Consider the following 24,110-nt stretch of genomic DNA (forward strand, 5'->3'; position numbering starts at 1 on the left):
CCCCCCCCCCCCCCCCCCCCCCCCCCCCCCCCCCCCCCCCCCCCCCCCCCCCCTTTTTTACGCAGGTCTCGTGGGCTCGGAGATGTGTATAAGAGACAGCTATTTCTGCTCTGGCTTTTACGATGTCCCTAAAAAAGAAGACGAAACATTTTTGGCCTCAGAACGATGAAGTAAGATTTGATATCAAATTTAAGGTTGAAAATGGAGCTAAGGTACCCGATCATTTTGCAGATACCTTGAAAAAAGCTCAAGAATTGCTCAACAAGGTTTTTTATTCTAAAGAATTTAAGGAAGAACTATATAAACAAAGCTATAATGATTCGGCTTACAGCAAATCAAAAAAGGGATGTTTTGAAACAGTTTATGACTCAAAGAATGGAAGAATAGCGGGTAAGGCAGTATATGATAACCTCATTGCCAACAAGAACATCAACCTATTGATTACCATTAAGAATAATGGGGATAAGAAAGGTACCATGGGATCTTCAAATGCCTGTATTGACAAAATAACGACCTATGACTACTGGCTTGTCGAAAAGGAAGGCTTGTCGCAGCGATTAGCTCGTCATATTGCCCATGAGTTCACGCATATTAGAGGTTACAGACATGATAACAAGGTAGACAAAGCCTATAAATGGGGAAAGAAAACAAATGAAGATCCTGCCTATGGAGTAGGTAGTATAGTAGGTGATATTTTATCTGCTTGGTCAAAAAAGGGATTGATTTAACCGGACTGAAATGAAAAAAAGTCTATATCTGCTATTGATGATTTTTACGGTGGTAGCTGCCTGTAAAAAGAAAAGCCAAGAACCAGTGGAAGACATAGATCCTCCTGTGGTTTCTAATATAGAGAATGTAAAGGATATAAAGCTCACTATTACCTATACGGTAACTAGCGATGCAAATGTGCCAGCTACACTTAACGACACGGTGAAGAAAGCACAAGATTTATTGACCAAAGTGTTTTCCTCAAAAGATTTCAGAGATGAACTCTATAAGAGAAACTTCCATGACTCGGCTTATAGCAAGTCTACTTCTAATTGTTTTAATAGGGTTTATGGAGGTACAGTTGTAGGACGAAGTATTGCAGGAAAGGCAGTATATGACAACCTCCTGCCAAATTCAACCTTTAGCATTGCGGTTAATATTAGAAATAATGGCGACAATACCACAACACTAGGTTCGGCAAGTGCCTGTGGTACCAGAATAACCACAAATGATTATTGGTTGAAGATTAGCGAAAAACGTTTAGCACAACGTTTGGCTAGGCATTGGGCGCACGAGTATACCCATATAAGGGGCTATAGGCACGACACCAACGTAGCTTCCAGTTATAAATGGGGCAGTGATGTAAATCAAGATCCTGCCTATGGTGTTGGAGACGTGGTTGGCGTAGTGTTAGATAAATGGACCGCTGCAGGAATCATTAAATAAGAAGAAAAATTAGCCTAGCATAATGATGGGCCCATCAAAAGCATAAAGTTTTATACTGATGAAAAGAATTAACTTATACTTTTTCTTAATTGTATTGGTCATCTGTTCTTGTAAGAAAAGTGATCAAACAGAGCCGAAAGAGGAGAAAAAACCATTAAGTGATATTTATAAGCCAAATACTACGGTGTATGGTACGGATAACTATGTGAAATTTATCGTTGGTGATTTAAAATCTCCAATTATTTTGGCTTCGCCACATGATGGTACACTTACGGCCAATATACCATTAAGAGATCATCCAGATGCGGTAACAGTTAGAGATCTTTATGTGACAGATCTTACCCTGGCAATTTCAGATGCACTATATGCAAAAACTGGCCTTCGTCCCCATGTTATCATCAATGAAATAGCAAGGTCTCGTATGGAACCTAATAGGGCGCTGGAAGAAGCTTATCATAAGAATGAGCTGGCTAATTCCTTATGGAAGGAATACCATACTTTTTTAAAGGATGCTAGGCAAATGGTGACCGATTATGTAGGCAAAGGTTTGTTTTTAGATATGCATGGGCATGGACATACTATTCCAAGGGTGGAAGTGGGCTATATCGTCTCTAAAACGAATTTGAATAGTTCCGATGCTATTTTAAATAGTGTTCCTGCAACATCTAGTATTTTACATATTGCCAATAATTCGTCATTTACTTTTTCTCAACTCATTAGAGGTGATTATGCTTTTGGTACCTTGTTAGCTAATGAAGGCGTTCCAGCCGTACCGAGTAAACAAGACCCTAAACCTAATAATGATGATTATTTTAATGGGGGATATTGTACCTTAACTTATGGATCGAGAAATGGAGGCACAGTGTCGGCTATCCAACTTGAAACCAATGGATCTGGATTACGTAATAATGCTACGGAACGTAAGGCCTCTGGAGCTAAGATTGCCGATGCCATTATCAAATACATGAAAAATCATTATGGTCTGTTTTTAGATAAATAAACATTCATCGGGCTGTAATTAATTAAAAAATAGAAAACGAATGAAAATTCAAAAATGCTACCTCTTATTTGCGCTGTTTGCAATTATACTCCAATCTTGTGCAGTTAAAAAAGAGGCTTTAGTATCCTCGCACCAAATAGGTAAGTTGGATACAACAGCCATCAAAGTTAAACTGCAAGAGAAAAAAATATTTTCCTTCCCTAAAGAAGGCGTATTTTTTACCAATGATTTTCCTTCTGCCCGTTTAAATCAGCTCAATAAAGTGAATGATAGTACTTATAATATTACCATAGAAGCAGAAAATAGACCGATCAATTCCAGTTCATGGTTTGCTTTTAAGGTTTGGGGAAATAATAAAAAGAATATCTATATCAATTTGAATTATCCCAACGACAAGCATAGGTACAAGCCGAAGCTAAGTACAGATGGGGTAATTTGGCAAACGATAAATGAGGTTAATGTCAATAAGGAAAAGGATCAGGCATCCTTTAAGCTACAATTGACAAAAGACACGCTCACTATAGCAGCTCAAGAGATCATTTCATCTAGGCAATCTTATAAATGGATGGATGCTTTGGTAAAGAGTAGGGAATTGCAAAAGCAGGTAATAGGTTATAGTATAGGTGGAAAGCCAATTATTGCGTTAAATTCGACTAAAAGCGATGGGAAGAAGATCGTGGTGGTGCTTAGTCGACAACATCCACCAGAAATATCAGGATATATGGCCATGACCGAATTTGTAGAAACATTGCTGGGAAATACGGCCTTGGCCAAAGAATTTGTAAAAGAATATGAACTTGTGGTCATTCCTATGATTAATCCAGATGGTGTGGATGCCGGGCATTGGAGACATAGTTTTGGCGCAGTAGATTTAAATAGAGACTGGATAGAATTTAAACAGCCGGAGACTAGGGCAGTGAGAGATTACTTGCTGGCCAAGGTGGCTAGACAGCAGGCGAAGGTTTATTTTGCGCTGGATTTTCATTCCACTTATAATGATGTGCTTTATACCAATGAGTATAGACCAGACACAAATAGCCCAGGTTTGGTTAACGATTGGATTAAGGGGCTGCATGATTTTGAAGGAGCGAATAAAACTGAGGTTAAGCCATCTGGTAATGGTGGTAATGTTTCAAAAGCTTGGTTAGGCAAAGTTTTGAATGCAGAAGCCCTAACCTATGAAGTAGGTGACAATACACCAAGGCCCTACATTAAACAAAAAGGGAAAAAGGTGGCCGAAGTCTTGATGGAAAGTCTATTGAAAAAATAAATAGCTACTTTCTATTGTTCATCAGTTCTTCCAGTTTATTTCTTTCATCCTGTAATTCTCGGGCCAACTTGCGTTCTTTTTCAACGGCCTTTGATTTATAAGCCTGATATTCATCAGAAATTTCGTTGTATAGTTGACTACGATGCTTGGCTTCGCTGATACTCTTTCCAGACCTGGCGATTATGATAACCAATGCAATAGCTAAAATGCCTATTACACTCCAGACAATAATATTATAAGTGCCTTTTTCAAAAGGGATGCCTAAAAACCGGATTTCATTAACCTTGTTTGTGTTTTCCTTGAGAGAGCTTTCCTTTCCAGAAATTTCAGTTTTCAAATAATTAACTGTTTTTTCTTGTTCTATCAGCTTTTGCTGAAGCCCTTTTCTCTCGGCTCTTTCTTTACGTAGTGTATCATTAACGCTTTTCCAAAGTTGATCTAGTCGATATCTGGCCACCATTTTATAACCATCTGGCGAAGTGCGTGTACGGGAAAGCATAAACTGGTATTGACCGTTTAAACTAGGGTCGGTGTTTTTTACTGTGTCCCGATCAAAGGCCGATGATTTTGTGATTGGCGTACCCTGTGGAGCCTGAGTTGTGGTGACTTGGGCGCTTACATAAAAGCCGTTTAATCCAATCAATAAAGTGGCAATAATAGTACGTATAGGTATTCTCATGTCTAAAATAGCATTATATAAATAAAACAGTAATTGTGAAAAAATATTGTCGGTAATAAAAAACCGTTTAAAATTAACAGTCTTAAAGCCTATTGCCCTAATAACTTTGCTCAAGTTAGGATGTTTAATCAATAAATCAATTGAGAAGCGTCATTTTTTTAGGTTATTGTCTCTATATCTTTGCAAAATGCGGATTGGTATTATTGGTTTAGGTGATATGGGCAAGCTTTATGCCCTAACATTTGTAAAAGCAGGTTATAAAGTTTGTGGAGCAGATCTCCCGACGAGATTTCAGACCTTGAGTGAAGAACTTTCTGGCCAAGGGGTAGTGGTATTGGAAAATGGAAATGAAGTAGCCCGTAGGTCTGATTTTATCATTTACTGTGTAGAAGCTGAAAAGATTGACGAGGTCGTTTCGCAATTTGCCAAGTCGATTAAATTTGGAGCGGTAGTTGCTGGTCAAACTTCAGTCAAGCATCCCGAAATAGCCGCTTTTGAGAAATACCTGCCCTCAGATGTACATATTGTTACTTGTCATTCTTTGCACGGGCCGGGTTTTAATACCCATGGGCAGACCCTTGTGGTAATCAGGCACCGGGCTAGCGATGAAGTATATGGGAAGATAATGGACGTTTACCAGACCCTAAAATCTAACATTATCGAAATGGCAGATTACCGCGAGCATGACAAAATTGTGGCGGACACCCAAGCAGTAACCCATATGGGCTTTGAAAGTATGGGGTCTGCATGGAAAAATGCAGGTTTCTATCCATGGGAGAATGCGGTATATGCTGGCGCCATCGATAATGTTAAGGTACTTACCACATTGCGTATATTCAGTTATAAGGCTCATATTTATGCGGGCCTGGCCATTCTCAACCCCTATGCAAGGGCACAAATAAAACAGTATGCCAAAACCGAAAGTGAACTCTTTAAACTAATGATTGGGGAAAATGAAAAAGCGTTCAGGGAAAAGATTTATAAGGCCCGGGACTTTGTATTTGATCAGGCCAATCAGTTGCTTTTGCTCGATGCTAAGATTATGGACGATTTTAGTATGGCAGATAAGGCGCATCAAAGGAAGCCGAATTCTCATTTAAGCATATTGAGTATGGTTTGTGCTTGGCATGAGATGAGGGTAAATCCATATCGACACTTGATCTGTCAAACACCGCCCTTTAAGCTGAGATTGGGTATTGCAGAGTATCTATTTAAAAATGAGGAGCTGTTGGAAGAGACGATTAATGCCGCTCTATTTGATAAAACCATAAGGGCAGATGACCTGGAATTTCATACAGCCGTTCATGAATGGGCTTCGATTATTGGATATGAAGATATGAATGGATATAAAGCCCATTTTGATGCGGCAAAAACGTTCTTCCAAAACAGGTTGGAACATGGTAGACGGTTAAGTGCAGATCTCATCTCTCGCTTAATGGTTTGATGCGAATTGTATTTTTATTTTTTTAATCATGAAATAATTTTTTTGTAAACTTTTTTATTTTTTGAAAACATTAATTTATTGATAATTAATATTTTAGTTTTAATTTTTTGCTAACTTTTTTTGATTATTTTAATTTTAAATTTTATTTTTTTGTAGTTTTGATGAGGTAAGATAGTTTACGAAATACTTTATAGATATGGAATCAATTACAGCTCAGGAACAGAAGGTATATAGTCAGGATGAAGCATATAAAGCCAGCCTTGAATATTTTAAAGGGGATGATTTGGCCGCTCGGGTGTGGGTGAATAAATACGCCCTAAAAGATTCCTTTGGTGCACTTTATGAATTAACACCTGACGATATGCATAAGCGTATTTCAAGGGAAATATACAGGATAGAACAAAAGTATGCCAATCCGCTTAGCGAAAGCGAGATTTTTGAATTGATAAAGAATTTTAAATACATTATTCCGCAAGGTAGCCCAATGACAGGTATTGGAAATCCCTTTCAGATCGCTTCCCTGTCAAACTGTTTTGTGATCGGTAATTCGGGCATGTCCGATTCATATGGAGGGATTATGAAAATTGACCAGGAACAGGTACAGCTAATGAAACGTAGGGGAGGTGTGGGGCATGATCTTTCCCATATTCGACCTAAGGGTTCACCGGTTAAGAATTCAGCATTGACCTCTACGGGCATTGTGCCTTTTATGGAGCGCTTTTCTAATTCTACGAGGGAAGTAGCCCAAGATGGCAGAAGGGGAGCTTTGATGCTCTCTGTATCTATTCAGCATCCAGATGCAGAAGATTTTATAGATGCAAAATTGGAACAGGGAAAAGTGACTGGCGCAAATGTTTCGGTAAGGATAAATGACAGGTTTATGGAGGCCGTTGAAGCATCATCTTCTTTCAAGCAACAGTATCCGGTTAATAGTAAGGAACCTTTGTTTGTTAAGGAAATAGAAGCCGAAAGGCTGTGGAAGAAAATTGTACATAATGCTTGGAAATCGGCAGAGCCGGGCATATTGTTCTGGGACACCATTATAAGGGAATCGTTGCCAGATTGTTATGCAGATCTGGGTTATGAAACAGTTTCTACCAATCCATGCGGCGAAATTCCTTTGTGTCCCTATGATTCTTGTCGTTTGTTGGCGATCAATTTATTCTCTTATGTAGAGCGGCCATTTACCAAAGATGCTTCCTTCAATTGGGTGCTTTTTAACAAACATGTAGCCATTGCCCAACGTATGATGGACGATATCATTGATCTGGAATTGGAAAAGATAGATGGTATCCTGATCAAGATAAACGAGGATCCGGAAGAAGAAGAGGTAAAAAGGACTGAAAAAAACCTTTGGTTGAATATTCGCACAAAAGCTGAAGAAGGAAGAAGGACTGGAGTGGGCATTACGGCAGAAGGAGATATGTTGGCGGCCCTTGGCCTACGCTATGGCAGCAAGGAGGGTTCTGTGTTCTCTATAGAAGTACATAAAAACCTGGCTATCGCAGCATATCGTTCGTCGGTGCAATTGGCTAAAGAAAGAGGAGCTTTTTCCATTTATGATGCTGAAAGAGAAAAAGACAACCCTTTTATGCTGCGCCTAAAGGAGGCCGATGAGCAGTTGTACTATGACATGACTGAATATGGCAGGAGGAATATTGCACTGTTAACTATTGCCCCAACGGGAACCACAAGCCTAATGTCTCAAACCACCTCTGGGGTAGAGCCTGTGTTTATGCCCGTATATAAGAGGCGTAGAAAAGTGAATCCAAATGATAAGGAAGCAAGAGTTGATTTTGTAGATGAAATAGGAGACTCGTGGGAGGAATACATCGTTTTCCATCACAAGTTTAAAGATTGGATGGAGATCAACGGGTATGATATTACCAACAACTATACGCAGGAGGAATTGGAAGAACTGATTAAAAAGTCACCGTACTATAAGGCAACCTCGAACGATGTAGATTACCTGGAAAAAGTAAGGATGCAAGGGGCGATACAAAAATGGGTAGACCATTCTATTAGTGTAACTATAAATATGCCCAATGATGTTTCTGAAGAATTGGTGGGCGAATTATATATGGAAGCCTGGAAAGCTGGATGTAAAGGTGTAACCGTTTACCGGGACGGCTCACGGTCGGGTGTGCTGATCGCGATGGATGATAAGGGAAAAGAAGAAGTAAAAGAAAATGAAAGCCTACCTTTTCCTACCATTAGGCCTCAGGTACTGGAGGCAGATGTGGTGCGTTTCCAGAATAACAAAGATAAGTGGATCGCATTTATTGGACTGATTGATGGCCGGCCATATGAAATTTTTACGGGTCTATCAGATGATGATGACGGTATCTTAATTCCTAGGTGGGTTTCCCAGGGCTCGATCATTAAGAATAAAGAAGCTGATGGTGGTTCAAGGTACGATTTCCAATTTAAGAATCAGCGGGGATACAAGACAACCATTGAAGGATTGTCCCATAAGTTTAACCCTGAATACTGGAACTATGCCAAGCTGATTTCCAGCACCCTTAGGCATGGTATGCCCATAGAAAAGGTGGTAGATCTCATAGGAAGTCTGCAGCTTGACGAAGCGATCAATACTTGGAAGAATGGGGTGGCAAGAGCCTTGAAACGTTATATACCTGATGGTACGGAGGTTCACAAACAAAAATGTTCGAGTTGTAATTCTACCAATCTTCATTATCAGGAAGGTTGTTTGACTTGTAGTGATTGCGGTTCATCTAAATGTGGTTAATTAAGCTGTACACAAATAATTATAAAATATTAGGGCCATACATATTAATATGTATGGCTTTGATGGTTTCTGTGCTCTTGGTCATGGGTTTCCTTAAAGGGACCTTGCCTAAACTCTATAAATTCTAAGTATTCTATAGAATTTCTTTTATTGAACATTATTTCAAAAAGCCGAAACAAGTGACTTATATTTGCCGGCATGACCGTTTTGTTATTTACAATCGTAGTGTTGATCGGTGCTTTTTTAGCGGGTTTCCTAGGTTCTCTAACCGGATTGGGAGGAGGAGTGATTATTATTCCTTTGCTTACCTTAGGCCTGGGGGTGGATATACATTATGCCATAGGGGCTTCCATTATATCGGTAATTGCTACTTCTACGGGTTCGGCGGCAGCTTATGTAAAAGAGGGGCTGACCAATATGCGCATAGGCATGTTTTTAGAAATCGCTACCACTATGGGAGCGATCTTTGGCGCTGTTATCGCAGTTTATTTAAATGCGGGCTATGTCGCTGTTATATTTGGCTGTATTTTAATTTTCTCTTCGTTAATGACTTTGAAGAAAAAGGTCGATCATACCAATATTGATTACAGCAGTAAGGGGGCAAAATTTTTCAGGTTGAATGGTTCCTATCCAAATCAAGGTGTAGAAACCCCTTATGCGGTAAAAAATGTAGCGGGTGGATTTTTTATGATGTTGTTTGCTGGTACTTTATCTGGATTATTGGGTATTGGAAGCGGGGCATTAAAAGTAATTGCCATGGATAACATCATGCGCTTGCCTTTTAAAGTGTCTACTACCACCAGTAATTTCATGATGGGGGTTACCGCTGCGGCAAGTGCCGTGGTTTACTTGCATCGTGGACAGATAGATCCGGGAATTGCGATGCCGGTATGTATTGGTGTGTTAATTGGTGCAACGGTGGGCGCAAAGGTGCTGGTTAGAACAAAGACAGATAAGTTAAAGCTCGTTTTTGCCGTGGTGGTTACCATTTTGGCCGTGCAGATGATCTATAAAGGTTTAACAGGAGGGTTCTAATGTCTAATTCAAAGAATATAACAGATAAAGATATACAATCTATAATAGGTAACTTGCTAAGGGCGGGGGTATATTTGTCTATGACTATTGTGCTGCTTGGAGCATTCATATATTTAGTTGACCATGCAGGTGAAAAGGTAGATTATGGCGTTTTTGATTTTAATAAGATTGGGCTTCATTCCATCTCTTCCATTTTCGCCGAAGTGCTTAGCTTTAAAGGGGCAGCTGTGATCCAGTTTGGTCTTCTGATGTTGATCTTTACACCTATTGCCAGAGTGGTTATGGCCGTAGTGAGTTTCTTTATAGAAAAAGACTACCTATATGTTGTAATTGGCCTGATTGTTCTTGCCATTATTATGGTTAGCCTAAGCGGTGGGTTCGCTCACTAGTCGTTCAGCTTATTGCAGTCTGTGTTTTACCATGTTTTTGGGCAAGCCATACCTTATTGTAACGAATAGGAGGCGACAGAGTTGGCAACTACAGCGAAAAGCGATATATGCCTTTCTGATATTACTTTTCTAAAACATGTCTTAGAAGCTGTTTAGACTTCGCTCAATAACAATCACAGCCACATAAATACATAGTTTTACGAAAATTCAAATCTCATAAGATACCTAATGGCCATTGTAATTTGCGTATAGTGGCTAGGTTTAGAAGATTTGTCTTTACTATTTATAAGATCAAATGCTCTGTGTGTTTATATGGTTTCATTTTTAGATCGTCTATTAGATATTTACGTGATTTTGTAAGGTGTTAAAAACCAGTTTTTTAATGGTTTTTGCCAATCTATACTGGTCAAAGCGGTATTCGCTTTTGCTCGCTTTAAACCTAAGTCTGCAAATAGCTAAATTTTTTTTAGCTAACTATTTGAAAATTAATAATTCTTGTCTATCTTTGCCGTCCCTTAGCGGGGATTGTATATCCACCTTGAACGAAGCCCTACTGCTTCGATGGGTGTTAATTTAATTTAGAAAATGTCAGGAATTATTGGAAAAAAAGTAGGAATGACCAGTATTTTCGATGCGGAAGGAAGAAATATTCCTTGTACGGTTATCGAAGCTGGGCCTTGTGTGGTAACACAAGTTAAGACCGAAGAAAAAGACGGTTATTCATCTATCCAATTGGGATATGATGAAGCCAAAGAGAAAAACGTAACTCAACCTCTTAAAGGTCATTACGCAAAAGCGAACACAACCCCAAAACGTAAGTTGGTTGAATTCCCTGAGTTTGAAGCTCCTTTAAGCTTGGGTGACACCGTAACTGTAGATATCTTTAATGAAGGTGACTATATTGATGTTGTGGGAACTTCGAAAGGTAAAGGTTTTCAGGGTGTGGTAAAACGTCATGGTTTTGCCGGTGTTGGTGGTCAGACCCACGGTCAGCACAACAGGATGCGTGCTCCAGGTTCATTGGGCGCTTCATCATGGCCTTCTCGCGTATTCAAGGGAATGCGTATGGCAGGAAGAACCGGTGGCGACAGGGTGAAAATTCAAAACTTGCAAGTTTTGAAAGTTTATGCTGAGCAAAACCTTGTGGTAGTTAGTGGTTCCATACCAGGAGCTAAAGGTTCTTACGTAATCTTAGATAAGTAAGCAGATGGAAGTTAAAGTAGTAAACATTTCAGGAAAAGAGACAGGTGCCAAGGTGCAACTTCCTGAGTCGGTATTTGGTGTAACACCAAACGACCACGCGATTTATTTAGATGTGAAACAATATTTGGCTAACCAACGTCAAGGTACTCACAAATCTAAGCAACGTAACGAAATTGCTGGTTCTACCCGTAAATTATATAAGCAAAAAGGTACTGGTGGTGCTCGTGCCGGAAGCATAAAATCTCCATTGTTCAATGGTGGTGGTCGTGTTTTTGGTCCTCAACCAAGAGACTATAGTTTTAAATTGAACAAGAAATTGAAATCATTGGCTCGTAAATCAGCTTTAGCTTATAAAGCGCAAGATAACAACGTAGTCGTTTTGGAAGATTTTAATTTTGACAGCATCAAAACTAAAAACTATATCAATTTGGTAAATGCACTAAACTTGGCTAATGAAAAAACCTTGTTAGTGTTGCCAGAGCAAAACAACAATATTTATTTATCAAGCAGAAATATACAGAAAACTAAAGTGATTACAGCTGGCGATCTAAATACATATGATGTATTGAACGCAGGTAAGCTTTTGTTGACTGCTAACTCGCTTAAAACTTTGGAGGAGGCATTTGCCAAGTAATATGGAAATCTTACAAAAACCAATATTAACCGAAAAAGCTTCTGCATTAACTGAAAAAGCTAACCGTTTTACTTTTAAGGTAGATCACAAAGCTAACAAGTTGCAGATCAAGTCTGCCATTGAGCAAATGTATGGTGTAACTATTGTTGCCCTTAATACAATGGTAGTACAAGGAAAGGCTAAATCTAGAAATACCAAAGGTGGTCTAGTATCAGGTCGTAGTCCTAAATACAAAAAAGCTATTGTAACCTTGAAAGATGGTGAAACAATAGATTATTACGCGAATATTTAATATCAAAATTGAATAATTTATAACTATGGGCTTAAGAAAATTTAAACCAGTCACTCCGGGAACCCGCTTTAGAGTAGGTGCCAGCTTTACGGAGATTACAGCAACCAAGCCCGAAAAATCATTGGTTGTATCTTCTAAGAAATCGGGAGGTCGTAACAATACAGGTAAAATGACTATGCGCTATATCGGTGGTGGTCACAAAAAATCTTACCGTTTAATTGATTTTAAACGTGATAAGTTTGATATTCCTGCTACTGTAGCTACTATAGAATACGATCCTAACCGTACCGCACGTATTGCATTATTGCACTATGTTGATGGTGAGAAGCGTTACATTATTGCACCAGAAGGATTGCAAGTAGGACAAACAGTGCTTTCGGGCGATAAAGCTACTCCAGAAGTAGGTAATACTTTAAAATTAGCTAACATTCCGTTGGGTTCTATTATCCACAATTTAGAAATTCATCCTGGTAAAGGTGCCCAATTGGCACGTAGTGCAGGTGCATACGCACAGCTTGCGGCTAGAGATGGTAAATACGCAACCATTAAAATGCCATCAGGCGAGGTAAGATCTATCTTGGTAACCTGTTTAGCAACCATTGGTGCAGTTTCTAACTCTGATCATGCAAATGAAGTATTGGGTAAAGCAGGTCGTAGCCGTTGGATCGGTCGTCGTCCTAGAACTCGTCCGGTAGCAATGAACCCAGTAGATCACCCAATGGGTGGTGGTGAGGGTCGCTCATCTGGAGGTCAGCCTCGTTCAAGAAATGGGGTTTACTCTAAAGGTTTCAAAACCCGTACCCTTAAAAAATACTCAAATCGTTTCATCATAGAGAAAAGGAAGAAATAATGGCTCGTTCGATAAAAAAAGGACCTTATATTGACCATAACGTAGAGAAAAAGGTAGTCTCTATGAATGATTCAGGCAAGAAGTCTGTGATCAAAACTTGGTCTCGTAGATCAATGATCTCACCAGATTTCGTTGGTCACACATTTGCAGTACATAACGGCAATAAATTTATACCTGTATACGTAACAGAAAACATGGTTGGCCACAAATTAGGGGAGTTCGCTCCAACTAGAACATTTAGGGGTCACTCTGAAAAGAAAAAATAATTAAGAGATGGAAGCAGTAGCGAAATTAAACAATTGTCCAACCTCACCACGTAAGATGCGTTTGGTTGTGGATCTGATCAGAGGTGAGCGTGTTGAGAAAGCATTACACATTTTGAAATTCACCAATAAAGATGCAGCAGAAAGAGTAGAGAAGCTTTTGTTGTCAGCAATCAACAATTGGGAAAATAAAAATGGTGGTTCTCGCCCTGAAGAAAGCCAATTATACGTGAAAACGATAATGGTAGGCGGTGGTCGTCAGTTAAAAAGATTAAGACCGGCTCCTCAAGGTCGTGGTTATAGAATTCGTAAACGTTCGAACCACGTTACCATAGTAGTAGATAGTAAAAACGTTGAAACTCAAACTAATTAACAGAAATGGGACAAAAAGCACATCCAATAGGTAACAGGTTAGGAATCATCAGAGGTTGGGATTCTAACTGGTTCGGTGGCAACAACTATGCTGATAAATTAGTTGAGGACGAAAAAATAAGGAAATACCTTTCTGCTCGTATTGCAAAAGGCGGTGTTTCAAAAGTAGTAATCGAACGTACGTTAAAACGTATCACGGTAACTATCCATACAGCACGTCCGGGAATTGTAATTGGTAAAGCAGGTCAAGAAGTAGACAAAATTAAAGAAGAGTTAAAGAAATTAACTAAAAAGGAAATTCAAATTAACATCTTCGAAATTAAACGTCCAGAGCTTGATGCACAATTAGTTGCAGAAGGTGTTGCAAAACAGTTAGAAGCTAGGATCTCTTTCCGTAGAGCCATGAAATCATCTATCGCATCAACTATGCGTATGGGTGCAGAAGGTATCAAGATCATGACTTCAGGTCGTTTAGGCGGCGCCGAGATGGCGCGTAGCGAGCAGTATAAAGAAGGAAGAATTCCTTTGCATACTTTCCGTGCCGATATCGACTATGCTTTAGCTGAAGCTTTGACTACTTATGGTAAAATAGGTATTAAAGTATGGATCTGTAAAGGCGAAGTTTACGGTAAACGTGATCTTTCCCCTAACATCGGTGCAGCCAACAATGCTCCAGGCAAAGGTGGCAGACCAGAAGGCAACTTCGGTGGCCGTGATGGTGGCAGAGACAACAGAGGCGGAGACAGAAGGAACAACGACAAACGCGGTGGAGGTCGTCCAGGTCAAGGCGGAAGAGATAATAGAGGCGGTGGTGCCAATAGAGGTCCACGCAAATAGTTAACAAATCGTTCAACGATAATATTTAAATAAAATGTTACAGCCAAAAAGAACCAAGTTCAGAAAGATGCAAAAAGGCAGAATGAAAGGTTTAGCCACTCGTGGTGCTGAATTGTCATTCGGATCTTTTGGAATAAAATCTTTAGAAGCTACTTGGATCACAAGTCGCCAGATAGAGGCAGCCCGTATTGCGGTAACTCGTTTCATGAAACGTGAAGGTCAAGTTTGGATCAGAATTTTTCCAGATAAACCGGTAACTAAGAAACCAGCTGAAGTACGTATGGGTAAAGGTAAGGGTGCCCCTGAATATTGGGTAGCCGTTGTTAGACCTGGACGTATCCTTTTTGAAGCAGAGGGTGTACCTTTGGAAATAGCCAAAGAAGCATTAAGACTTGCTGCTCAGAAATTACCTGTTCAAACAAAATTTGTAGTACGTAGAGATTACGTAGAAGCATAAAAAGGAGTAATGGGATCAATGTTGTAAGTAACTTGTTATTATAACCGCTAGACCCATCACATAAAATTAAGTAAAATGAAAAACTCAGAAATCAAAGGGCTTTCACAAGAAGAATTAGTAGCTAAAATTGCAGAGGAAAAACAAAATTTAGTTAAGTTAAAATTTGCGCATACAATTTCGGCTATCGAGAATCCTAACCGTATCAAAGCGGTAAGAAAAGGTATAGCCCGATTAAACACTGAATTGACTCAGCTAAAAGCTCAGTCAGCTACTGAAACTAAATAACTTTAGAGTCGAAATGGAAAGACAATTAAGAAAAACAAGAACCGGGTTGGTAGTAAGCAACAAAATGGATAAGTCTGTTGTAGTTGCGGTGGAGCGTAAAGTGAAACACCCGATTTATGGTAAGTTCGTAAAGAAAACTACCAAATTTATGGCTCATGACGAAAAAAATGAATGCGGTGTAGGTGATACCGTATTGATTATGGAAACTCGTCCGCTGAGTAAAAACAAGAACTGGAGATTGGTACAAATTTTAGAAAGAGCTAAATAAGATGGTACAACAGGAATCAAGATTAAACGTAGCCGATAATAGCGGCGCAAAACAAGTATTGGTTATCCGTGTACTTGGTGGAACCGGCAAAAGATATGCTTCGATTGGTGACAAAGTTGTAGTGACTGTGAAAAGCGCATTGCCATCTGGTAACATAAAAAAAGGAACTGTTTCTAAAGCAGTTGTAGTTAGAACTAAAAAAGAGATCAGACGTAAGGATGGTTCTTATATCCGTTTTGACGACAATGCAGCAGTATTGTTAAATGCACAAGATGAGCCACGTGGTACACGTATTTTTGGCCCGGTTGCGAGAGAACTGCGTGAAAAACAATTCATGAAAATTGTATCATTAGCACCGGAGGTATTATAAAATGGGAAACAAAGTTAACAAACCAGCAAAATTGAAAATCCGTAAAGGTGACTTGGTAAAAGTTATCGCTGGAGATTCAAAAGGGCAGCAAGGTAAAGTACAAGAAGTTCTTGTGGCTAAAAATAGAGTGGTGGTAGAAGGGGTAAACCTCGTATCAAAACACACTAAGCCAAGTGCTGCTACACCTAATGGTGGTATAATTAAAAAAGAGGCTGCTCTTCATATTTCAAACGTACAGTTGGTTGATCCAAAATCTGGTAAGACTACTCGTGTTGGCCGTAAGTTAAACGCCGACGGAAAATTAGTGAGAGTTGCTAAAATTTCAGGGGAGGAAATCAAATAATGGCATACGTACCAAGATTAAAAAGTAAATACAAAGAGGAAATTGTAACTGCACTTAAAGATAAGTTCAATTACAAAAGCGTAATGCAGGTTCCTAAATTACAGAAGATCGCCATCAACCAAGGTGTTGGACGTTTCTCTGTAACAGATAAAAAAGTAATGGACAGTTCTATCCTTGAGATGAGCACCATTGCAGGTCAGCAAGCTGTAGGCGCAAAATCTAAGAAAGATATCTCAAACTTTAAATTGCGTAAAGGTATGCCAGTTGGTGTAAGAGTAACTTTACGTGATAATAATATGTATGAGTTCTTAGATCGATTAATTTCCGTAGCTTTGCCGCGTATCCGTGATTTCAAAGGTATCAATGACAAAGGATTTGATGGAAAAGGTAACTATACTTTAGGTATTACCGAACAGATCATCTTCCCTGAGATCAACATCGATAAAATCAGCAAGATTTTAGGTATGGACATTACATTTGTAACTACTGCTACTACTGATGTTGAGGCATTGGAACTTTTAAAACAATTTGGATTACCATTTAAAAATCAAAAAACAGAGCAATAATGGCAAAAGAAGGTGTAAAAGCTCGCGAAATTAAGCGCCAAAAATTGGTTGCTAAGTATGCAGAAAAGCGTGCTGAACTAAAAGCAGCTGGTGATTTCGCTGGATTAGATAAATTACCAAAAAACTCTTCAGCTGTGCGTTTGCACAACCGTTGCAAGTTAACTGGTCGCCCTCGTGGATATATGCGTACTTTCGGTATATCAAGGGTATTATTCCGCGATATGGCTTTGGCAGGAAAAATTCCTGGCGTTAGAAAAGCGAGCTGGTAATAAAGAAGTTATATTTTTTGAGTTATAAGTTGTAAGTTGTATTTTTGCAGCCCTTACAGCTTATAGCTCATTAGTATATAACAACAATTAGAATTTTAACCGATAAAAGGTCCAAGGGTGAGGTAGCCGGCGGAAACCATTATCACAAATCAATAACAATGAATACAGATCCAATAGCGGATTATCTTACAAGATTAAGAAATGCTATTAAAGCAAATCACAGAATTGTAGAAATTCCCGCTTCTAACCTTAAAAAAGAAATCACTAAGGTTCTTTTCGACAAAGGTTACATTGCAAACTACAAGTTTGAAGACACTACAGCTCAAGGTATCATTAAAATCGCTTTGAAATATAACGCGATCACTAAGATTCCTGCAATCCGTACTTTAACCCGTATCAGTAAACCAGGTTTGAGACAATATGCAGGCGTTGACAATATGCCAAGAGTATTAAATGGTTTAGGTATCGCAATCTTATCTACTTCTAAAGGTGTAATGACTGATAAAGAAGCAGCCAAATTGAACATTGGCGGTGAGGTATTGTGTCACGTTTATTAATTAAAGGAGATCAGTACAATGTCAAGAATAGGAAAAAACCCGATTAATGTACCTGCAGGTGTTACCATTACCATAGCTAAAAATAACTTGGTAACGGTTAAAGGCCCTAAAGGCGAATTAACCCAATTAGTAGATTCAGATATCACTGTTTCGCAAGAAGATGGCGTATTAACGGTAAGCCGTCCAACAGATCAGAAAAGACATAGAGCTTTACATGGTTTGTATCGTTCTTTAATCAATAATATGGTTATTGGCGTAACAGAAGGCTATAAATTAGAACAAGAGTTAGTAGGTGTGGGTTACCGTGCCAGCAACCAAGGTAATACTTTGGACCTGGTTCTAGGTTATTCCCACCATTATGTTTTCCAGTTGCCACAAGAAATTAAGGTGACTACCTTATCAGAGAAAGGTCAAACTCCTAAAATCATTTTAGAAAGTATTGATAAACAATTGATCGGTCAAGTAGCAGCTAAAATCCGCTCGTTACGTGCTCCAGAACCTTACAAAGGTAAAGGTATCAAGTTTGTTGGTGAAGTGTTAAGAAGAAAAGCAGGTAAATCAGCTTCTAAAAAATAATTAAAATGGCAGGAAAAAAATTATCACGCAGAGAGCGTATTAAAAAAGGTATCAGAAAAAGACTTACTGGATCTGAAAACCGTCCACGTTTATCAGTTTATAGAAGCAATAAAGGTATTTATGCTCAAATCATCAACGATGAAACTGGTAAGACAATAGTTGCAGCATCATCTTTATCTAAAGATTTCAATGCTACAGGAAACAAATCTGAGCAATCAGTAGCAGTAGGTAAACTAGTTGCCGAAAAAGCAATTGCCGCTGGTGTTAAAGAAGTTGTTTTCGACAGGAATGGTTACTTGTACCATGGTCGTGTTAAATCGTTGGCAGATGGTGCCCGCGAAGGTGGTCTAGTATTTTAATCATTAAATAAGATAAAATGTCAACTATCAATATAAAAAGAGTAAAAACTAGCGAGATTGAGTTAAAAGATCGTTTAGTTAGCATCCAACGTGTTGCTAAAGTAACCAAAGGTGGTCGTACTTTCAGTTTTTCAGCTATCGTAGTTGTAGGTGATGAGAACGGCGTTGTTGGTTATGGTTTGGGTAAAGCGAAAGAGGTAACAGAAGCTATTGCTAAAGGTGTAGACGATGCTAAAAAGAACTTGGTAAAAGTTCCTATTTTAAATGGCACCGTACCACATGAACAAATCGGTAAGTTTTCTGGTGGTTTTGTTTTAATCAAACCTGCAGCAGTAGGTACTGGTGTAATTGCCGGTGGTGCGATGCGTGCTGTATTAGAGAGTGCTGGTATCCATAACGTATTAGCAAAATCAAAAGGTTCATCAAATCCACACAACGTGGTAAAAGCAACAGTAGATGCATTAACGAAAATGCGTGATGCCTATACTGTAGCCCAAAACCGTGGTGTAGATTTAAACAAAGTTTTTAACGGATAATATCATGGCTAAAATTAAAATTACCCAAATAAAAAGCATTATCGATAGAAGCGAACGCCAAAAAAGAACAATGAAAGCTTTGGGCTTAACTAAAGTTAACCAAAGTGTAGAAGTGGAGGCCAACGCTGCCATTATTGGGATGGTAAGAAAAGTTAATCACTTAGTAGCTCTAGAGACTATTTAATTATTAAGATCTGTTGGTTTTTTTAGGCCAACAGATCTTTATTTATTTATCGTTGACCCTGATTAGTGAAAGCGAAGGGCAACACAACAAGTTTTATCAAAAAATGAACTTAAGTAATTTAAAACCTGCAAAAGGTTCTGTAAAAAGTAGCAAAAGAATTGGTCGTGGTCAAGGTTCTGGTCGTGGTGGTACATCTACTCGTGGTCATAAGGGAGCTGGTTCACGTTCGGGTCACTCAACCAAAATTGGTTTTGAAGGTGGTCAAATGCCTTTGCAACGTCGTGTGCCTAAAGTTGGTTTCAAACCAATTAACCGTACAGAGTATGTTGGCGTAAACTTAGATGTATTACAAGGATTAGCAGAAAAATTTAGTTTAACTACTATAAATTTTGCTACATTGCAAGAGCATGGTTTAGCTTCTAAAAATGACTTGGTAAAAATCCTTGGTCGTGGAGAAGTTAAAGCTAAATTAGAAGTTACAGCTCATGCTTTTTCTGCAACTGCACAAAAAGCTATTGAAGCTGCTGGAGGCTCAATCGTAAAATTGTAATTAATGAAGAAGCTATTTACTACTTTAAGTAATATTTGGAAAATTGAAGAATTAAAAGGGCGTATATTATTTACGCTCATGATTCTTGTTATCTACAGGCTCGTTTGTCAAGTGGTGCTACCAGGTGTAGATCCTGCTCAATTAACGCACACCGAAAAAAGCGGTATCTTGGGACTGTTAGATATGTTTGCTGGGGGAGCTTTTTCTAAAGTTTCTATCGTAGCGTTAGGAGTTATGCCTTACATTTCGGCGTCTATCGTTGTTCAGTTGTTGGGGATTGCAGTACCTACTTTCCAAAAAATGCAGAAAGAAGGTGAAAGCGGTAGAAAAAAACTTACACAGTATACGCGTTACCTGACTGTAGCTATTACAGCGGTTCAGGCCGTTGGTTATGTGAAAACTCAGGTTACTCCAGAGGCCATTATCATAGACCATTCATTGTTCTATATTTTGGCAGGCTTTGTTTTAACTGCAGGTACTTTGTTTGTAATGTGGTTGGGAGAGAAAATTACGGATAAAGGTATCGGTAATGGTACATCCTTGATCATCATGGTGGGAATTATTGCCCGCTTACCAATGGCTATTCAGCAAGAGGTAAGTTCTGTTTTTGCAGGAAATGATGGTGGATTGATCAGATTGGTATTGGAGATCGTAGCCTTATATGCAGTGATCATGTTTACTATTCTTATTGTGCAAGGTGTACGTAAAGTGCCTGTTCAATATGCAAAAAGAATTGTAGGCAATAAGCAAGTAGGAGGAGTAAGACAATACATTCCTTTAAAGGTGAATGCAGCAGGTGTAATGCCTATCATTTTTGCTCAGGCATTGATGTTTGTGCCAAGTGCCTTGATCGGATTATTCCCATCGCTGCAAGAAAGCTGGTTACATCAATATTCAGATATTACTTCGTTAACTTATAGTTTAACGTTTGCTTTTCTAATTATTGCCTTTACCTTCTTTTATACAGCAATTACGGTAAATCCTACGCAAATGTCGGATGATATGAAGAAAAATGGAGGTTTTATCCCGGGTGTTAAACCTGGATTGGCAACATCTTCCTTTATTGATGATGTAATTTCTAAGATCACCTTCCCAGGATCGTTGTTCTTAGCCATCATCGCCATCTTACCTTCGTTTGCTGTAAAACTTGGTATTCAACAAGAGTTTGCGCATTTCTTTGGGGGAACTTCATTGTTGATCTTGGTTGGTGTGGTATTAGATACGCTGCAACAAGTAGAAAGCTATTTATTAATGCGTCATTATGATGGGTTAATGAAGACAGGTAGGGTAACAGGTCGTACAGGAATACCTGCTGCAACCAGTACAAGCGGAGCTGCATTATAATATTACATGTCTAAGATCTATTACAAATCTCAGGAAGAGATAGAGTTAATTAGAGAAAGTTCCTTACTGGTGTCTAAAACTTTGGCAGAGGTTGCCAAGGTGATTAAACCCGGTATTACCACTATAGCATTAGATAAGCTGGCATATGAATTCATAAAAGATCATGGAGCTGTGCCAGCTTTTCTTAATTATGGTGGTTTCCCAAATTCATTGTGCATTTCACCAAATGAACAGGTAGTTCATGGTTTTCCAAATGATTATGTCATTAAAGAAGGAGACCTGATCTCTGTAGATTGTGGGGTAATCAAAAACAATTACTTTGGAGATTCGGCCTATACTTTTTCTATAGGTGAGACAAGTGAAGAACAGAAAAAGCTGACCAAGGTTACGCAAGAATGCTTAACCCTTGCTATTGAAAAAGCTGTTGTAGGTATGCGAATAGGCGATATTGCTTATGCTGTTCAATATCATGCAGAGCAGAATGATTTTGGTGTAGTAAGAGAGCTGGTAGGACATGGGGTAGGTGTAAAGCTCCATGAAAAACCCGAAGTTCCAAATTATGGGAAACGTGGAAGTGGGATCAAACTGGAAGAAGGGATGGTATTGGCTATTGAACCTATGATTAATGCGGGTACTGCTGCCGTCAAATTTTGGTCGGATGGTTGGACCGTAACCACAAAGGACAACAAACCATCTGCACATTTTGAACATACTGTGGCCATTAAAAAAGGGAAAGCAGACGTTTTGAGTACTTTTTCGTTGATAGAAGAAGTTTTAAAAGAAAAAAGTTAAATATTTGAAAAAAAATATTTAATTTTGCAACCCTGTTTAATAGCAGCTAATTAAGTAAAAATCAATAGAATATGGCTAAACAAGCCTCAATTGAACAAGACGGAGTAATAAGAGAAGCATTATCGAATGCCATGTTTAGGGTGGAACTTGAAAATGGCCATGAGATTATTGCACATATTTCTGGTAAGATGAGGATGCACTACATCAAAATTTTACCTGGGGATAAAGTTAAACTAGAGATGTCGCCTTATGATTTAACAAAAGGCAGAATCACTTATAGATACAAATAAAATGAAAGTTAGATCATCAATTAAAAAGCGTAGCGTTGATTGTAAGATTATTCGCCGTAAAGGAAAGCTTTACGTGATTAACAAGAAAAATCCTAAATACAAACAACGTCAGGGATAATTAAAAACATTGGAACGATTCCCGCACAACGGTGGCCCGCCGTTCGGTCGTTCATTTAAAAAACAAACACAAATATGGCAAGGATTTCAGGTATAGATTTACCAAGAAACAAAAGAGGTGAAATTGGTTTAACTTATATCTATGGTGTAGGTAAATCTACTGCTCAGAGCATTTTGACGCAAGCAGGAATCGATTTCAACAAAAAAGTACAAGACTGGTCTGACGATGAGTTGTCGGCTATTCGTACCATTATTAACGATAGCATTAAAGTAGAAGGTGCTTTGCGTTCTGAGGTTCAATTGAACATTAAACGTTTAATGGATATTGGATGTTACCGTGGTTTGCGTCATAGAAAAGGATTACCTGTTCGTGGTCAACGTACTAAAAACAACTCTCGTACCCGTAAAGGAAAGAGAAAAACAGTTGCTAACAAGAAAAAGGCATCTAAATAATCAATTTTAGATTACAGATTTACGGTGGGGGATTACTGTGTTAATTCAAGTTCGTAAATCATAAATCGTTAAAAAATAACATGGCTAAGAGTAAAAAAGTTACCAAAAAACGTATTGTTGTCATAGAGTCTGTTGGTCAGGCGCATATCAACGCTACGTTCAACAACATCATTGTTACTTTAACAAATAACAACGGTCAAACTATTTCATGGTCGTCTGCTGGTAAAATGGGTTTCAAAGGTTCTAAAAAGAACACCCCATATGCTGCTGGACAAGCTGCATCTGATTGCGGTAAAGTAGCTTTTGATTTAGGTTTACGTAAAGTTGAGGTTTTTGTTAAAGGTCCTGGTTCAGGTCGTGAATCTGCAATCAGAACTTTGCAAGTTGCAGGACTGGAAGTATTGTCTATTAAAGATATTACCCCACTTCCACACAATGGATGTCGTCCTCCTAAGAAAAGAAGAGTTTAATCAATTAATTTTTAAAGCTAAGAGTCTGCAGCTTCAGGTTGTAAGATACTTTAAAATCAAAAAAAAATGGCAAGATATACCGGACCAAAGTCCAAAATCGCCCGTAAATTCAGAGAGCCTATTTTTGGCCCTGACAAGGTATTAGATAGAAAAAATTATCCTCCAGGCCAACATGGCGCTTCGAAAAGAAGAGGAAAACAATCTGAATACGCAGTACAGTTAATGGAAAAACAAAAAGTAAAATACACTTATGGTGTGTTAGAAAAACAATTCCGTAACCTGTTCACTAAAGCTTCATCACGTCAAGGTATTACCGGTGATAATTTATTACAATTATTAGAAGCACGTTTAGATAACACTGTATATAGACTAGGTATTGCCCCAACCCGTTCAGGTGCACGTCAATTGGTTAGCCACAAGCATGTAACTGTAAATGGTGAGGTGGTTAATATTCCATCATATCAATTAAGAGCTGGTGATGTAGTTGCAGTAAGAGAGAAATCAAAATCTCTTGAAGCCATTACTAACTCTGTTGCAGGTAGATCAATCAACAAGTTTTCTTGGTTAGATTGGAATGCACGCGAATTATCTGGTAAATTTTTATCATACCCTAATCGCGATGAGATACCTGAAAACATTAAAGAAAACCTTATAGTAGAGTTATACTCTAAGTAATCATAATGGTTAAAGCCCTATTGGGCTTTAACTTTTTACGTTACACAACATTAATAAACGATCTAAAAACATTATAAATGGCAATTTTAGCATTTCAGAAACCCGATAAGGTAATCATGCAGAAATCAACCGATTTCGATGGTCAATTTGAATTTCGTCCTTTAGAGCCCGGTTTCGGTGTAACAATTGGTAATGCCC

The 24,110-nt window shown here is 38.6% G+C and carries 36 protein-coding genes and 1 pseudogene; 36 read left to right on the forward strand and 1 reads right to left on the reverse strand.

The features are described from left to right. Nucleotides 1–122 precede the first annotated feature (122 nt). From JHD79_RS19115 to JHD79_RS19130, 4 genes are read left to right on the forward strand one after another with little or no spacing between them, the layout of a single operon-like run. Nucleotides 123–728 carry a hypothetical protein gene (locus JHD79_RS19115; protein ID WP_199120961.1) on the forward strand — a complete coding sequence of 202 codons (606 nt, stop codon included), beginning with the start codon at nt 123–125 and terminating at the stop codon, nt 726–728. Between the two features lie 10 nt (nt 729–738). Beyond that, a complete protein-coding gene (locus JHD79_RS19120; protein ID WP_199120962.1) occupies nt 739–1,434 on the forward strand; it encodes a hypothetical protein in 696 nt (231 codons plus the stop codon). Between the two features lie 58 nt (nt 1,435–1,492). Further along, nucleotides 1,493–2,434, forward strand: a complete 942-nt coding sequence (locus tag JHD79_RS19125) for a hypothetical protein (RefSeq protein ID WP_199120963.1) — start codon at nt 1,493–1,495, stop codon at nt 2,432–2,434. Between the two features lie 40 nt (nt 2,435–2,474). Beyond that, nucleotides 2,475–3,704: a M14 family metallopeptidase gene (locus JHD79_RS19130; RefSeq protein ID WP_199120964.1), complete on the forward strand. Its 1,230-nt coding sequence runs from the start codon at nt 2,475–2,477 to the stop codon at nt 3,702–3,704. 4 nt (nt 3,705–3,708) lie between these two features. On the opposite strand, the gene JHD79_RS19135 is transcribed toward JHD79_RS19130, so the two are convergent. After that, nucleotides 3,709–4,497, reverse strand: a complete 789-nt coding sequence (locus tag JHD79_RS19135) for a hypothetical protein (RefSeq protein WP_233164790.1) — start codon at nt 4,495–4,497, stop codon at nt 3,709–3,711. A gap of 73 nt (nt 4,498–4,570) precedes the next feature. Between JHD79_RS19135 and JHD79_RS19140 the strand changes: the two genes are divergently transcribed. The 32 genes and pseudogenes from JHD79_RS19140 to JHD79_RS23225 all read left to right on the forward strand — a co-directional run. Continuing rightward, a complete protein-coding gene (locus JHD79_RS19140) occupies nt 4,571–5,827 on the forward strand; it encodes a prephenate dehydrogenase (RefSeq protein WP_199120965.1) in 1,257 nt (418 codons plus the stop codon). A 196-nt stretch (nt 5,828–6,023) separates the two neighbouring features. After that, nucleotides 6,024–8,576 (forward strand): adenosylcobalamin-dependent ribonucleoside-diphosphate reductase, encoded by a 2,553-nt coding sequence (locus JHD79_RS19145; protein ID WP_199120966.1) that lies wholly within the window; start codon nt 6,024–6,026, stop codon nt 8,574–8,576. A gap of 198 nt (nt 8,577–8,774) precedes the next feature. Beyond that, nucleotides 8,775–9,611 carry a sulfite exporter TauE/SafE family protein gene (locus JHD79_RS19150; RefSeq protein WP_199120967.1) on the forward strand — a complete coding sequence of 279 codons (837 nt, stop codon included), beginning with the start codon at nt 8,775–8,777 and terminating at the stop codon, nt 9,609–9,611. Then, nucleotides 9,611–10,000, forward strand: a complete 390-nt coding sequence (locus JHD79_RS19155; protein ID WP_199120968.1) for a DUF1634 domain-containing protein — start codon at nt 9,611–9,613, stop codon at nt 9,998–10,000. The genes JHD79_RS19150 and JHD79_RS19155 overlap by 1 nt, the downstream gene beginning before the upstream one ends. Before the next feature lie 585 nt (nt 10,001–10,585). After that, nucleotides 10,586–11,203: a 50S ribosomal protein L3 gene (gene rplC / locus JHD79_RS19160; protein WP_199120969.1), complete on the forward strand. Its 618-nt coding sequence runs from the start codon at nt 10,586–10,588 to the stop codon at nt 11,201–11,203. 4 nt (nt 11,204–11,207) lie between these two features. Continuing rightward, nucleotides 11,208–11,837, forward strand: coding sequence for a 50S ribosomal protein L4 (gene rplD, locus JHD79_RS19165; protein WP_199120970.1), 630 nt, complete (start codon nt 11,208–11,210; stop codon nt 11,835–11,837). A gap of 1 nt (nt 11,838) precedes the next feature. Further along, on the forward strand, nt 11,839–12,129 hold the full coding sequence (gene rplW, locus JHD79_RS19170) for a 50S ribosomal protein L23 (protein ID WP_199120971.1): 291 nt from the start codon (nt 11,839–11,841) through the stop codon (nt 12,127–12,129). A 25-nt stretch (nt 12,130–12,154) separates the two neighbouring features. Continuing rightward, nucleotides 12,155–12,979, forward strand: a complete 825-nt coding sequence (rplB, locus tag JHD79_RS19175; RefSeq protein ID WP_199120972.1) for a 50S ribosomal protein L2 — start codon at nt 12,155–12,157, stop codon at nt 12,977–12,979. Beyond that, nucleotides 12,979–13,245: a 30S ribosomal protein S19 gene (gene rpsS / locus JHD79_RS19180; protein ID WP_008244581.1), complete on the forward strand. Its 267-nt coding sequence runs from the start codon at nt 12,979–12,981 to the stop codon at nt 13,243–13,245. Before rplB ends, rpsS begins: the two co-directional genes overlap by 1 nt. Before the next feature lie 7 nt (nt 13,246–13,252). Further along, nucleotides 13,253–13,615, forward strand: a complete 363-nt coding sequence (gene rplV, locus JHD79_RS19185; protein WP_199120973.1) for a 50S ribosomal protein L22 — start codon at nt 13,253–13,255, stop codon at nt 13,613–13,615. 5 nt (nt 13,616–13,620) lie between these two features. Further along, nucleotides 13,621–14,451: a 30S ribosomal protein S3 gene (gene rpsC, locus JHD79_RS19190; protein ID WP_199120974.1), complete on the forward strand. Its 831-nt coding sequence runs from the start codon at nt 13,621–13,623 to the stop codon at nt 14,449–14,451. A 34-nt stretch (nt 14,452–14,485) separates the two neighbouring features. Beyond that, nucleotides 14,486–14,908: a 50S ribosomal protein L16 gene (rplP, locus tag JHD79_RS19195; protein ID WP_199120975.1), complete on the forward strand. Its 423-nt coding sequence runs from the start codon at nt 14,486–14,488 to the stop codon at nt 14,906–14,908. A 75-nt stretch (nt 14,909–14,983) separates the two neighbouring features. Further along, a complete protein-coding gene (gene rpmC / locus JHD79_RS19200) occupies nt 14,984–15,193 on the forward strand; it encodes a 50S ribosomal protein L29 (protein WP_199120976.1) in 210 nt (69 codons plus the stop codon). A gap of 13 nt (nt 15,194–15,206) precedes the next feature. Continuing rightward, nucleotides 15,207–15,461 carry a 30S ribosomal protein S17 gene (gene rpsQ, locus JHD79_RS19205; RefSeq protein WP_199120977.1) on the forward strand — a complete coding sequence of 85 codons (255 nt, stop codon included), beginning with the start codon at nt 15,207–15,209 and terminating at the stop codon, nt 15,459–15,461. A 1-nt stretch (nt 15,462) separates the two neighbouring features. Continuing rightward, nucleotides 15,463–15,831, forward strand: a complete 369-nt coding sequence (rplN, locus tag JHD79_RS19210; protein WP_199120978.1) for a 50S ribosomal protein L14 — start codon at nt 15,463–15,465, stop codon at nt 15,829–15,831. A gap of 1 nt (nt 15,832) precedes the next feature. Further along, nucleotides 15,833–16,174, forward strand: a complete 342-nt coding sequence (rplX, locus tag JHD79_RS19215; protein WP_370583360.1) for a 50S ribosomal protein L24 — start codon at nt 15,833–15,835, stop codon at nt 16,172–16,174. Continuing rightward, the gene (rplE, locus tag JHD79_RS19220) at nt 16,174–16,740 is read left to right on the forward strand and encodes a 50S ribosomal protein L5 (RefSeq protein ID WP_199120979.1); all 567 of its coding nucleotides are present in this window, start codon (nt 16,174–16,176) and stop codon (nt 16,738–16,740) included. The genes rplX and rplE overlap by 1 nt, the downstream gene beginning before the upstream one ends. Beyond that, nucleotides 16,740–17,009: a 30S ribosomal protein S14 gene (rpsN, locus tag JHD79_RS19225; protein ID WP_199120980.1), complete on the forward strand. Its 270-nt coding sequence runs from the start codon at nt 16,740–16,742 to the stop codon at nt 17,007–17,009. Before rplE ends, rpsN begins: the two co-directional genes overlap by 1 nt. 158 nt (nt 17,010–17,167) lie before the next feature. Beyond that, nucleotides 17,168–17,566: a 30S ribosomal protein S8 gene (gene rpsH / locus JHD79_RS19230; protein WP_199120981.1), complete on the forward strand. Its 399-nt coding sequence runs from the start codon at nt 17,168–17,170 to the stop codon at nt 17,564–17,566. Between the two features lie 18 nt (nt 17,567–17,584). Beyond that, entirely contained in the window at nt 17,585–18,142 is a 558-nt protein-coding gene (gene rplF / locus JHD79_RS19235; RefSeq protein ID WP_199120982.1) for a 50S ribosomal protein L6, read from the forward strand. A 5-nt stretch (nt 18,143–18,147) separates the two neighbouring features. Then, nucleotides 18,148–18,501 (forward strand): 50S ribosomal protein L18, encoded by a 354-nt coding sequence (gene rplR / locus JHD79_RS19240; protein ID WP_199120983.1) that lies wholly within the window; start codon nt 18,148–18,150, stop codon nt 18,499–18,501. Between the two features lie 17 nt (nt 18,502–18,518). Further along, a complete protein-coding gene (rpsE, locus tag JHD79_RS19245; RefSeq protein ID WP_199120984.1) occupies nt 18,519–19,037 on the forward strand; it encodes a 30S ribosomal protein S5 in 519 nt (172 codons plus the stop codon). A gap of 4 nt (nt 19,038–19,041) precedes the next feature. Then, nucleotides 19,042–19,221, forward strand: a complete 180-nt coding sequence (gene rpmD / locus JHD79_RS19250) for a 50S ribosomal protein L30 (protein ID WP_199120985.1) — start codon at nt 19,042–19,044, stop codon at nt 19,219–19,221. Between the two features lie 103 nt (nt 19,222–19,324). Continuing rightward, nucleotides 19,325–19,771 (forward strand): 50S ribosomal protein L15, encoded by a 447-nt coding sequence (rplO, locus tag JHD79_RS19255; RefSeq protein WP_199120986.1) that lies wholly within the window; start codon nt 19,325–19,327, stop codon nt 19,769–19,771. 3 nt (nt 19,772–19,774) lie between these two features. Then, on the forward strand, nt 19,775–21,115 hold the full coding sequence (gene secY / locus JHD79_RS19260) for a preprotein translocase subunit SecY (protein ID WP_199120987.1): 1,341 nt from the start codon (nt 19,775–19,777) through the stop codon (nt 21,113–21,115). Nucleotides 21,116–21,121: 6 nt separating this feature from the next. Then, nucleotides 21,122–21,907, forward strand: coding sequence for a type I methionyl aminopeptidase (map, locus tag JHD79_RS19265; protein ID WP_199120988.1), 786 nt, complete (start codon nt 21,122–21,124; stop codon nt 21,905–21,907). Between the two features lie 71 nt (nt 21,908–21,978). Further along, a complete protein-coding gene (gene infA / locus JHD79_RS19270; RefSeq protein WP_010599888.1) occupies nt 21,979–22,197 on the forward strand; it encodes a translation initiation factor IF-1 in 219 nt (72 codons plus the stop codon). A gap of 1 nt (nt 22,198) precedes the next feature. After that, on the forward strand, nt 22,199–22,315 hold the full coding sequence (gene rpmJ / locus JHD79_RS19275) for a 50S ribosomal protein L36 (protein WP_199120989.1): 117 nt from the start codon (nt 22,199–22,201) through the stop codon (nt 22,313–22,315). A 74-nt stretch (nt 22,316–22,389) separates the two neighbouring features. Continuing rightward, nucleotides 22,390–22,767: a 30S ribosomal protein S13 gene (gene rpsM / locus JHD79_RS19280; RefSeq protein ID WP_199120990.1), complete on the forward strand. Its 378-nt coding sequence runs from the start codon at nt 22,390–22,392 to the stop codon at nt 22,765–22,767. 80 nt (nt 22,768–22,847) lie between these two features. Further along, nucleotides 22,848–23,237 carry a 30S ribosomal protein S11 gene (rpsK, locus tag JHD79_RS19285; protein ID WP_199120991.1) on the forward strand — a complete coding sequence of 130 codons (390 nt, stop codon included), beginning with the start codon at nt 22,848–22,850 and terminating at the stop codon, nt 23,235–23,237. A gap of 66 nt (nt 23,238–23,303) precedes the next feature. After that, the gene (gene rpsD, locus JHD79_RS19290) at nt 23,304–23,912 is read left to right on the forward strand and encodes a 30S ribosomal protein S4 (RefSeq protein ID WP_199120992.1); all 609 of its coding nucleotides are present in this window, start codon (nt 23,304–23,306) and stop codon (nt 23,910–23,912) included. 77 nt (nt 23,913–23,989) lie between these two features. Further along, nucleotides 23,990–24,110: pseudogene (locus JHD79_RS23225) on the forward strand (DNA-directed RNA polymerase subunit alpha); the annotation flags it as partial.

The sequence above is a fragment of the Pedobacter sp. ASV28 genome, from assembly GCF_016428855.1.
Taxonomy (GTDB): Bacteria; Bacteroidota; Bacteroidia; order Sphingobacteriales; family Sphingobacteriaceae; genus Pedobacter.

Bases quoted from the DNA above. Each gene is read 5' to 3' on its own strand.
- rplO (WP_199120986.1), top strand. From the start codon at position 19,325: ATGAACTTAAGTAATTTAAAACCTGCAAAAGGTTCTGTAAAAAGTAGC.
- JHD79_RS19115 (WP_199120961.1), top strand. From the start codon at position 123: ATGTCCCTAAAAAAGAAGACGAAACATTTTTGGCCTCAGAACGATGAA.
- rpsC (WP_199120974.1), top strand. From the start codon at position 13,621: ATGGGACAAAAAGCACATCCAATAGGTAACAGGTTAGGAATCATCAGA.
- rplB (WP_199120972.1), top strand. From the start codon at position 12,155: ATGGGCTTAAGAAAATTTAAACCAGTCACTCCGGGAACCCGCTTTAGA.
- rplF (WP_199120982.1), top strand. From the start codon at position 17,585: ATGTCAAGAATAGGAAAAAACCCGATTAATGTACCTGCAGGTGTTACC.
- rpmD (WP_199120985.1), top strand. From the start codon at position 19,042: ATGGCTAAAATTAAAATTACCCAAATAAAAAGCATTATCGATAGAAGC.
- rplP (WP_199120975.1), top strand. From the start codon at position 14,486: ATGTTACAGCCAAAAAGAACCAAGTTCAGAAAGATGCAAAAAGGCAGA.
- JHD79_RS19145 (WP_199120966.1), top strand. From the start codon at position 6,024: ATGGAATCAATTACAGCTCAGGAACAGAAGGTATATAGTCAGGATGAA.
- rpsD (WP_199120992.1), top strand. From the start codon at position 23,304: ATGGCAAGATATACCGGACCAAAGTCCAAAATCGCCCGTAAATTCAGA.
- rplD (WP_199120970.1), top strand. From the start codon at position 11,208: ATGGAAGTTAAAGTAGTAAACATTTCAGGAAAAGAGACAGGTGCCAAG.
- rplW (WP_199120971.1), top strand. From the start codon at position 11,839: ATGGAAATCTTACAAAAACCAATATTAACCGAAAAAGCTTCTGCATTA.
- rplC (WP_199120969.1), top strand. From the start codon at position 10,586: ATGTCAGGAATTATTGGAAAAAAAGTAGGAATGACCAGTATTTTCGAT.
- rpsS (WP_008244581.1), top strand. From the start codon at position 12,979: ATGGCTCGTTCGATAAAAAAAGGACCTTATATTGACCATAACGTAGAG.
- JHD79_RS19120 (WP_199120962.1), top strand. From the start codon at position 739: ATGAAAAAAAGTCTATATCTGCTATTGATGATTTTTACGGTGGTAGCT.
- rpsM (WP_199120990.1), top strand. From the start codon at position 22,390: ATGGCAAGGATTTCAGGTATAGATTTACCAAGAAACAAAAGAGGTGAA.
- JHD79_RS19140 (WP_199120965.1), top strand. From the start codon at position 4,571: ATGCGGATTGGTATTATTGGTTTAGGTGATATGGGCAAGCTTTATGCC.
- rpsK (WP_199120991.1), top strand. From the start codon at position 22,848: ATGGCTAAGAGTAAAAAAGTTACCAAAAAACGTATTGTTGTCATAGAG.
- rplX (WP_370583360.1), top strand. From the start codon at position 15,833: ATGGGAAACAAAGTTAACAAACCAGCAAAATTGAAAATCCGTAAAGGT.
- secY (WP_199120987.1), top strand. From the start codon at position 19,775: ATGAAGAAGCTATTTACTACTTTAAGTAATATTTGGAAAATTGAAGAA.
- rpsQ (WP_199120977.1), top strand. From the start codon at position 15,207: ATGGAAAGACAATTAAGAAAAACAAGAACCGGGTTGGTAGTAAGCAAC.
- rplE (WP_199120979.1), top strand. From the start codon at position 16,174: ATGGCATACGTACCAAGATTAAAAAGTAAATACAAAGAGGAAATTGTA.
- rpsN (WP_199120980.1), top strand. From the start codon at position 16,740: ATGGCAAAAGAAGGTGTAAAAGCTCGCGAAATTAAGCGCCAAAAATTG.
- rplR (WP_199120983.1), top strand. From the start codon at position 18,148: ATGGCAGGAAAAAAATTATCACGCAGAGAGCGTATTAAAAAAGGTATC.
- rpsE (WP_199120984.1), top strand. From the start codon at position 18,519: ATGTCAACTATCAATATAAAAAGAGTAAAAACTAGCGAGATTGAGTTA.
- map (WP_199120988.1), top strand. From the start codon at position 21,122: ATGTCTAAGATCTATTACAAATCTCAGGAAGAGATAGAGTTAATTAGA.
- rpmC (WP_199120976.1), top strand. From the start codon at position 14,984: ATGAAAAACTCAGAAATCAAAGGGCTTTCACAAGAAGAATTAGTAGCT.
- JHD79_RS19125 (WP_199120963.1), top strand. From the start codon at position 1,493: ATGAAAAGAATTAACTTATACTTTTTCTTAATTGTATTGGTCATCTGT.
- rplN (WP_199120978.1), top strand. From the start codon at position 15,463: ATGGTACAACAGGAATCAAGATTAAACGTAGCCGATAATAGCGGCGCA.
- JHD79_RS19150 (WP_199120967.1), top strand. From the start codon at position 8,775: ATGACCGTTTTGTTATTTACAATCGTAGTGTTGATCGGTGCTTTTTTA.
- JHD79_RS19155 (WP_199120968.1), top strand. From the start codon at position 9,611: ATGTCTAATTCAAAGAATATAACAGATAAAGATATACAATCTATAATA.
- infA (WP_010599888.1), top strand. From the start codon at position 21,979: ATGGCTAAACAAGCCTCAATTGAACAAGACGGAGTAATAAGAGAAGCA.
- rpsH (WP_199120981.1), top strand. From the start codon at position 17,168: ATGAATACAGATCCAATAGCGGATTATCTTACAAGATTAAGAAATGCT.
- rpmJ (WP_199120989.1), top strand. From the start codon at position 22,199: ATGAAAGTTAGATCATCAATTAAAAAGCGTAGCGTTGATTGTAAGATT.
- rplV (WP_199120973.1), top strand. From the start codon at position 13,253: ATGGAAGCAGTAGCGAAATTAAACAATTGTCCAACCTCACCACGTAAG.
- JHD79_RS19130 (WP_199120964.1), top strand. From the start codon at position 2,475: ATGAAAATTCAAAAATGCTACCTCTTATTTGCGCTGTTTGCAATTATA.